Here is an 8,119-nt window from a genome sequence, read left to right as displayed (position 1 = left end):
ACGCAAGTCCAACAAAGCGATGAATCAGACAAAGGTCTCCACCCTCTACGGAGATTAGAAAACGCTGAGTGGACCTTCGCTGATTATCTAAGCGTTATGAGTCAGTAATCTGCCAACCACAAAGTCAGTTTTTAGATTTATCTCGGAGCTGTGCAGGCTGAAATGGCGGAGCAAAAAGTAACACCGGCATCGTCTGTCGGAGAACCGAGCAAGGTACCTGGCTGTGGTGCTCAACATTCAAGATCTCAGCTGGTCATCTCGTTGAACATTCGGTGTGCTTCATTCAATATTGGCAGCGATAGCTTTGTTTACCCACAGAGTCTTGAGAGAGTTTTTTGCTCTTACTTACAACTCATAACAAGGCCAATCACAAACGCCAGCAAGCTGGCTGGACTCGCTGACGCTCGCCTGTGTTGGCGGCGTTAAGTTTAAAGGGAAGGCATGAAGTTAAATAAGCTGCTATCGCTAGATTTTATGCAAGAGTTTCAATCTCTACTGGAGACTGAATTCGAGCACAAGCTGTTCGTTTCGAGCTTAAGAAATTATGCCTCACATGGAAACCCGCTTCGTTTTCATAACTTTGCTTTTTCAATGCGGGAACTGGTACTGCAGGTGATTGAGAGAAAAGCACCAGTCAAGAAAGTTAGGATCGCTAATTGGTATGAACGTGAAAGTGAACAGCATGAAGTAACCAGGCGACAGCAATTAAAATATTGTGCTCAATCAAATATCGCTGATGTGTATTTCGATGACGATGTTCAGGAAGGAATAAATGAGGTAATTTCTGAATTCTTGAAGGAATTTAGGTTTTTAAATAAATATACCCATATCACTGAGAAGTATTTTAAAGCCTGCCCTAAAAAATTCTTTGAGGATGCTAAAGCCGTAGTCAAAATTGCAAGTGATTCCTTGAGTCAGATTAGTGACTTAGAAAGAATAGTAATTGAGTCACTGGAAGATAAAATACACGATTCAGTCGTTTCTACCGCAGTAAGCGCTATTCCCGAAAGTTTGTCTTTACTTGCACCCCATGTGTTCGTCGATTACTCAGAGGTTGAAGAAATTGAGTGCACTGCGATCGATCACGAATTCATTTATGTGACAGCAACCGGAACGGTACATGTTGATCAAGAATATGGGCCTAAAGATGACTCGTGCACCATCAGCTCTAGTTATCCTTTTTCACTCGTGATGAAGGCTCACGTAGCTAACCCTGATGATTTTTCGGTCGTAGGTGAAGAATTAAACGTGGACACATCTTCGTGGTACGAATAGAACTTAACAAGTGCAGGTTGTCGGACGTGTACTACGCTGCGCTCCGTGCCCGCCGCAACTGCAAGCGTTATGTTTCTAAAGAGGTAGAGTCATGAATATTAGAGAAGCCACAGAAGCAGACTGGGATTCAATATGGCCAATATTCCATGAAATAGTTTTGGCTGGTGAAACATATGCTTATGAAACAAACACAACCAAAGAACAAGCTGAGAATATTTGGTTAGGTGCTCCGCGTAAGACTTTCGTCTTTGAAGAAGATGGTAATATATTAGGTACGTATTATCTAAAAACTAATCAATCGGGCCCTGGCAGTCATGTTTGCAATTGTGGCTATATGGTTTCTTCTTTAGCAAGGGGGAAAGGTCTTGCTACGACCATGTGCGAGCACTCCCAAAAAGTTGCCGTAGAATTAGGTTACAAAGCAATGCAATTTAATTTTGTAGCATCAAGTAATGAAGGTGCAGTTCGTTTGTGGAGCAAACTAGGCTTTGATACTGTTGGCCGTTTACCCAATGCATTTAACCACCCCAATTTAGGTTACGTTGATGCATTGGTGATGTTCAAATGGTTAGAAAAAACATAACAAATAAGGATAAGTGTCGCGCAGCCGACACTTCATCCGGGTGTTGAACAAGCCCGAAGCTGCCTTTATTAAGTAAATTGCTCGGTTGAGCATGAGGTGGGCGGTGAGGCCGCTATTTTCTGCAGGCATNAGGTGGGCGGTGAGGCCGCTATTTTCTGCAGGCATAGCTAGCCGCTAAGCGATTAGAAGACTAATAACTTCAGCTAGTTACAGTGATCTGTGAGTGACGGTCGTGCTTCTCCTGCTGTTGTTGAGGCCATTATCCTTATTATGCGTGCCTTTCGACTATCCCGTTCGGATGATGCCGGTGCACACCATGCTTTGTGCGCAGTGCGGGCAGCTGCGGCTGGCTTTGGTCATCGTTGCCGGCTCCCCTGGTAGCCCTCGCCATCCCAGTCGCATCAACAACAACTGGATAATCAAGCGCACCGCCCTGGCGCTACCGTGCAGCAGCCCGTAGTCCCGTACTCGTTGCAGCCCCTTGGGCAAGGCGTGTTGCAGTATCAGCCCCAGGAACCTGACGATGGGTAAGGTGCGGTGTTGCCAGTGATTGGTTTTCCCCTCGCGGTAGCGGAAGGTCACCTGGTCACCGTCTATTCCGATAATATCCCGGTCGGGCAGTACCCCGCGGTACAGATAGCGGGACAGGTATTTCAGGGCGGGTAGGCCCCGGCCCACAGGGCGGCAGTCCACCACCCATTGCGCCGGTAGTCTAGCTGGCAGGTAGAGCTGGGGGTGCTGGTGAATGGCGGCCAGTAGCCGGCCCCGCCATACTTTGGCCAGTGCGACAGCAGGGTAGAGGTAACGCTTGGGGCCCTTGTGCCACTGGCGCCGTGCGGGATTGTAGTAGCCTGCCGGTACCATGACATGCAGATGAGGATGCAGATCTCGTCGTCGGCTGTGGGTATGCAGTACCGCGGTAAAGCCGCTGCGACCACCATGGCGACGCTGGGCGAAGTCCTTGAGTAGCGAGGCGGCAACCGAGAACATGATGCGATACAGCGCCTTGGGCTGCGCACGGGCGAGGCCACGCAGCTCGGCCGGCAAGGTAAAGGTGATCATGAAGTAATGAACCGGCAGTAACTTGGCCTGCTGACGGGCGAGCCAAGTGGCGCTGGTTCGGTGTTGGCACTGCGGGCAGAGCCGATGCCCGCAGGAGAGCGGGGATTGGTCGTGATGATGGCAATGCCGGCAGTACCACTGTGACCAGCCAGCGGCCTCGGTTTGACAGCTTTCCATCGCCGCGATCGCCCGTTTCATGTCGGGCGACACCGGCGTCTGGCTGGCCGTCATCAACGCATCATGGTGCGCACGCAGCAGCGAGATAAAAGTACTCATGACACCTCCCACATGACCGCCAGCGAGTCAGCCAATTGATTGACCGCGGTCATCGCACACGACCGTTTGGCCGCCGTGAGCTGGGTGTAACGAGCGGTGGTATTGAGGCTGGCATGACCGAGCAGCGTTTGCAGTGAACGCAGATCCAACCCCTGTTGCAGCAGGTGGGTAGCATAGCAGTGGCGCAGGGTATGCGGGCTGACGGATTTGCGGATCCCACAGTCGCGGCAGACCTGTTTCATGGCTTTTTGCACCCCGCCCCGATCCATCGGTGCCTCGGCCCCTTTTCTTGTGCCGGGGAACAGCAGCCGTGGATGATGGTGGGATTGCCAGTGTGAACGCAAGGCACGCAATGTCCTGTTGGGCAAGGGAACCAGGCGGTCTTTGCCGCCCTTGGCATTACGGATATGTACTTGCTGCTGAGCGCTGTCAATATCGGCCACGGTCAGCGACAGTCCTTCGCCAAGCCGCAGCCCCAGGCTATAGAGGGTATAGAAGAACATCTGGTAGCGGCGTTGTCGGGTCATGCTGATCAGCAGGCCGACTTCGGCGGGTGAGAGGATATCGGGCAAGGTGGTGAGCTGCGGCGGTTTGACGATGTCGAGCCACTGCCATTGTTTATCGAGCGTATGGCGATAAAAAAACTGCAGGCCATTGCGGTCGAGCTTGACGGTACTCCAGGAATGGCTGTCAATCAGGCTGACGAAGTACTGTTTGAGCTGGCTAGTTGTCAGGTTGTCCGGCGGGCAGTCAAAAAATGCGGCGATCCGCCTCACGGCTCGGGCATAGGCGTCAATGGTCGCGGGTCGTTTGCCCTGCAGGGTTAAATTATTGAGATGCTGCTGATACAGCGCATCGAAGTGGCGTTGCTGTTGGCTATTCATCATGCTATCTCCAGTCCGCTACCACTCTGGTAGGGTTCTAAGATCAGTATGATGTGCAGCGCCATTGTTCTGCCGCGAAGCGGCTTAGTTCAACAAACCGCATCAGCGCGCAGGCGTGTGTCCAAACTCTACGCGTGCTGTTATTGTTTAAACAGGGTTGGTTGGTGTAATTGGTATCGTCACGAATAATCCACCTGACCGCTTAACTCGGCACTATCATCCGAAGTGAACTGACGGTGAAAATAGTGTTGAAAAACAGGAGAGCGTTTCATGAAAATTACACTGGTGTTGATGACCCTGGCAGCAGGCTTACTGTCCTTTTCTTCTAATGCCGTTACAGATAAAGCCATTTTGGCTGGAGGATGCTTCTGGTGTATGGAAGCGGATTTTGAAAAGCTTGAGGGGGTAACCGATGTCATCTCGGGGTTCACCGGCGGCGTCTTGAAAAATCCGACCTACAAGGGTAACCATCAAGGTCATTATGAAGCCGTTGAAATAACCTATGATCCCGAAAAAGTCAGTTATAAAGACCTGTTGGATTATTACTGGGTCAACATTGATCCCTTTGATGATAAAGGTCAGTTTTGCGATAAAGGTACCAGTTATCTCAGTGCCATTTTTGTGGCAAATGAACAAGAAAGAACCATTGCCGAACAAACCAAAGCCGACGTTGCCATGATGTTCCCCAATAAAAACGTCGTTACGCCCATTTTAGATGCGTCTATTTTCTACCCCATTAAGGGCGATGAGAGTTATCACCAAGACTATTACAAGAAAAGTCCAATACGCTACAAGGCGTATCGCTGGAGCTGCGGGCGTGACGCTCGATTGAAAGCGCTTTGGGGTGATAAAGCAACGCATTGAAAAACACTGCTTATCACGCGTCTGAAAAGTGACCAGTTGCTGGAAGCGGAACAGGCGTTCGGCACATAGGGGCGTTTTTGGCGCTGGTAGAAGCGAACTCGGCATGTTTACCAATACCGGAATACTGAGCTATGTCCAGGAGCCTGATGCTCTCTTTGAATAGCAGGCTGGCGGTTGTGTTCTTTTTTAGCCGTTGCTCTCCGAGGGCAGAAGAGGGGGAACAATTGGTTTTTTTGCCTAGAAAACCATTGAAATAGGCAGTTATCTTCCAGCCATCCATGTAGAATGCGCTTTTAAACGATCATTCAAGTGCACCTCGGTAGGAACTTCATGAAAAAGACCTTCGCTTTAACCCACGACAAGCTGAAGCCAGCCCGTCTGGTAGACTCAATCAAGTACGAAATTAAAAAATACCTTAAAAGAGAGCGCAACAAGACGCTGCCTCAGGGTATGGACTACTGGACATTTGATTGTCGTTTTGGCGCTTCAGAGGATGTAGCAGAAGAGATTTACACCTCTGACATCAATAAGCATATTGATGCAGCCGTGGCACAAGAGCTGCCTTCATTTTATGTCGAAATTCTTGCCAGAGCCTGCCAGCACGATCCCCTTGCAAAAATCAAAGCAATGGACGACGAAGCGTAAACTATCGGCTTGTTGACATGACCCCATGGCCAGCAGCGGCCAAAGCCGGGTGATGACACTTTGGCCGTGTCGCCAAATCAGCGGCCCAAGTGATGATAACGACTTGGGCCTGGCGGCTTGCCAGAGCTGTGTAGCGCCACGTGCTTCTGGCGGAGGTTTGTGATACGACCAGACTCCGCCAGTGCCTCCGCGCTTTCCACTGACTAATCAATTCTCTCCTTTGGCACTAAAATACTGTATATTCTGCCCTCAAATTTTTTACTGTAGCGACTCTACAGAGGATCTCTTATGCAATTTTCATCTTTAGATTTGGCTCCTGAGCTGCAGCGTGCTCTTGTTGCCTGTGGCTACAGTACCATGACACCTGTTCAGGCCCAGGCCATTGTGCCCGCCCGCCGTGGCAAAGATTTACAAGTGACCGCGCAAACCGGTACCGGTAAAACGGCGGCCTTTGCCATTCCCGTATTACAACGTATGCACGATAAGCCTAAAGAAACCGTTGCACGACGCCCTCGCGCCCTGATTTTAACGCCCACCCGAGAGCTGGCCGAGCAATTATCCGATTCCATTAGTGCCTATGCCCAGTTTTTGGCTATCAGCGTAACGGCCTTGTATGGCGGCGTTAAAATGGGTGGCCAGGCCAACAAACTGAAAGCGGGGGTTGATATTGTGATCAGCACTCCCGGTCGTTTGCTGGAGCACATGACGTTGGGCAATGTGACGTTAAGTGATGTTGAGTTTGTGGTGCTGGACGAAGCCGACCGTATGCTGGATATGGGCTTTATCAATGACGTGCTAAAGCTGATGCAGCTCACCGCCCAAAAGCGCCAGACGCTGCTTTTTTCAGCCACAACATCACCGGCAGTCAATGAGCTGTCGCACAAAATTCTGCAGAATCATCAGCAAATTCGGGTAACCAAAATCAACAGCACGGCCGATACCGTAAGACATGCGGTGTACCCGGTAGAAGAAAGTCGCAAAATCGAGTTGTTCGAACAGCTGCTGGCAGAAAAAAACTGGTTTCAGGTGTTGGTATTTACCAGCACCAAAGAGCAGGCAGACCGACTGTTGGCCGGCCTGAAAAAGAGCAAGATTGATGCGGCAGTGTGCCATGGCGATAAAAGCCAGGGGTCAAGACGCCGCGCCATTGCCGATTTCAAGTCCGCCAAGATACAGGTACTGATCGCCACCGAAGTGGCTGCTCGCGGCCTGGATATTCAAGGTCTGGATTATGTGGTGAACTTCAACCTGCCTTATCTGGCAGAAGATTACGTGCACCGTATTGGTCGCACGGGCCGGGCAGGGGCGCAGGGTACCGCGATTTCCTTTGTCAGCCGTGAAGAAGAGCAAACCCTGGAGCGTATTCAAAAGCTGATTGGTACCGAGGTGAAGCGTATCGTTAAGCCGGGCTTTGAAGTCACCAGCCGAGGTTCGCTGTTAAAGAGCATTTCGCAGAAGGTGTTGTCCGGGCGTTCAAACCGAGCCAGCGAAACCATTATTGAACTGGAAGGTTCAAATAACGGTCAGCACAAGGGTAAACCCCGTCGTGCCAAACCCCGTGAAGAATCAGCGGGCAATACCACGGCCAAACCGGTACACCTGAAAAAGACCCATAAGCCAAAAGTCACCGGGCCCAAGAAAAAAATATTACGGGGCAAGCGCGCCAAGCAATATTAATCTCAAATAAATACCACCCTGTGCCGCCCACGTTATTACTAGTGGGCGGCACTTGCGTTTACCCCGCCGGGCTGCGCATATCTGACTCTTGTGTCGTGTTGTCAGCGTTCGCTCTATGCCGCTCAAACGAGGATAATTTGAATGTCTAGTGTTGACCTGTCGGCTCGGGGCGATGATTTTGTGGCGCCTGAGTGTGACGATGTTCTGGTTATTCTGTATCAAGACGACGATATATTGCTGATCAACAAACCCAGTGGCCTGCTCAGCTTGTCGGGTAAACATCCGCTTAACCGGGATTCGGTACATTACCGTTTGGTGCACGGCCAGGGCGGGGTGACTCCGGCCTTCCCGCAAGCAAAGTTACCCCATCGTCTGGACTTTGGCACTTCGGGCATCATGGTGGTGGGGCTGAATGATCAGGCGGCGCAACATCTTAATAAACAGTTTCAGGCGCGCACCATTCAAAAGCGCTATCTGGCACTGCTTGAGGGCTGGGTAACGGATGATCAGGGGCAAATCAGCGGTAACAGTTCACCCAGAGTGNCCCAGACGCTTGGCGGTTTCCACCAGCGAGAGAATACGCTGACGAAACTGCTCTCCCCGCTGGGACCAGACGCCATAGCTGCCTTTGCGCCACAGTACATAACCGCGCAGCGCACGCTCTGCCTCGTTGTTGGTCAAGGCCACCTGGTCGTCCTCCAGGAACGTCCACAGCATGTCATCATCGTTGAGCAACCAGCGGCATCGTCCCCGATAACGCGAGGAGCACAACACCATGCCGCGTTTCAGTTGAGCCTGCCAGCTTTGTCGGCACCGCCTCAACCGCCGTTGGTACTGTGCATGCTCCAGCTCG

7 protein-coding genes and 2 pseudogenes are annotated in these 8,119 nt (G+C 51.1%); 6 read left to right on the top strand and 3 right to left on the bottom strand.

Annotated elements, in window-relative coordinates; genetic code table 11:
• Window positions 1-441 precede the first annotated feature (441 nt).
• Both IEW52_RS15310 and IEW52_RS15305 read left to right on the top strand, forming a co-directional pair.
• Window positions 442-1,275, top strand: coding sequence for a pPIWI-associating nuclease domain-containing protein (locus IEW52_RS15310; RefSeq protein WP_188630948.1), 834 nt, complete (start codon window positions 442-444; stop codon window positions 1,273-1,275).
• A gap of 91 nt (window positions 1,276-1,366) precedes the next feature.
• Complete coding sequence (locus IEW52_RS15305) at window positions 1,367-1,858, top strand: GNAT family N-acetyltransferase (protein ID WP_188630947.1); 492 nt, start codon at window positions 1,367-1,369, stop codon at window positions 1,856-1,858.
• A 285-nt stretch (window positions 1,859-2,143) separates the two neighbouring features.
• Here the strand turns inward: IEW52_RS15305 and IEW52_RS15300 are convergent, their stop codons facing one another.
• Both IEW52_RS15300 and IEW52_RS15295 read right to left on the bottom strand, forming a co-directional pair.
• A complete protein-coding gene (locus IEW52_RS15300) occupies window positions 2,144-3,196 on the bottom strand; it encodes an IS91 family transposase (RefSeq protein WP_188630946.1) in 1,053 nt (350 codons plus the stop codon).
• The gene (locus IEW52_RS15295; protein WP_229667995.1) at window positions 3,193-4,083 is read right to left on the bottom strand and encodes a tyrosine-type recombinase/integrase; all 891 of its coding nucleotides are present in this window, start codon (window positions 4,081-4,083) and stop codon (window positions 3,193-3,195) included. The genes IEW52_RS15300 and IEW52_RS15295 overlap by 4 nt, the downstream gene beginning before the upstream one ends.
• Before the next feature lie 267 nt (window positions 4,084-4,350).
• Here IEW52_RS15295 and msrA point away from each other — a divergent pair, with 267 nt between their 5' ends.
• From msrA to IEW52_RS15275, 4 genes and pseudogenes are all read left to right on the top strand, one after another.
• Window positions 4,351-4,944, top strand: a complete 594-nt coding sequence (gene msrA / locus IEW52_RS15290) for a peptide-methionine (S)-S-oxide reductase MsrA (RefSeq protein ID WP_188630945.1) — start codon at window positions 4,351-4,353, stop codon at window positions 4,942-4,944.
• 330 nt (window positions 4,945-5,274) lie between these two features.
• Window positions 5,275-5,589, top strand: a complete 315-nt coding sequence (locus IEW52_RS15285; RefSeq protein WP_188630944.1) for a DUF6172 family protein — start codon at window positions 5,275-5,277, stop codon at window positions 5,587-5,589.
• Window positions 5,590-5,877: 288 nt separating this feature from the next.
• Window positions 5,878-7,266: a DEAD/DEAH box helicase gene (locus tag IEW52_RS15280; protein WP_188630943.1), complete on the top strand. Its 1,389-nt coding sequence runs from the start codon at window positions 5,878-5,880 to the stop codon at window positions 7,264-7,266.
• 141 nt (window positions 7,267-7,407) lie between these two features.
• A pseudogene (locus IEW52_RS15275) lies at window positions 7,408-7,701 on the top strand (pseudouridine synthase); the annotation flags it as partial.
• A 111-nt stretch (window positions 7,702-7,812) separates the two neighbouring features.
• On the opposite strand, the pseudogene IEW52_RS15270 reads toward IEW52_RS15275, so the two are convergent.
• Window positions 7,813-8,119: pseudogene (locus IEW52_RS15270) on the bottom strand (IS66 family transposase); the annotation flags it as partial.

It is taken from the genome of Oceanisphaera marina (assembly GCF_014643915.1).
GTDB classification, from domain to species: domain Bacteria; phylum Pseudomonadota; class Gammaproteobacteria; order Enterobacterales; family Aeromonadaceae; genus Oceanimonas; species Oceanimonas marina.
This window is presented reverse-complemented; position numbering and strand designations above follow the sequence as displayed.

Excerpts from the sequence above, each read along its gene's own strand:
- IEW52_RS15310 (WP_188630948.1), top strand. The coding sequence starts at position 442 with ATGAAGTTAAATAAGCTGCTATCGCTAGATTTTATGCAAGAGTTTCAA.
- IEW52_RS15305 (WP_188630947.1), top strand. The coding sequence starts at position 1,367 with ATGAATATTAGAGAAGCCACAGAAGCAGACTGGGATTCAATATGGCCA.
- IEW52_RS15300 (WP_188630946.1), bottom strand. The coding sequence starts at position 3,196 with ATGAGTACTTTTATCTCGCTGCTGCGTGCGCACCATGATGCGTTGATG.
- IEW52_RS15295 (WP_229667995.1), bottom strand. The coding sequence starts at position 4,083 with ATGATGAATAGCCAACAGCAACGCCACTTCGATGCGCTGTATCAGCAG.
- msrA (WP_188630945.1), top strand. The coding sequence starts at position 4,351 with ATGAAAATTACACTGGTGTTGATGACCCTGGCAGCAGGCTTACTGTCC.
- IEW52_RS15285 (WP_188630944.1), top strand. The coding sequence starts at position 5,275 with ATGAAAAAGACCTTCGCTTTAACCCACGACAAGCTGAAGCCAGCCCGT.
- IEW52_RS15280 (WP_188630943.1), top strand. The coding sequence starts at position 5,878 with ATGCAATTTTCATCTTTAGATTTGGCTCCTGAGCTGCAGCGTGCTCTT.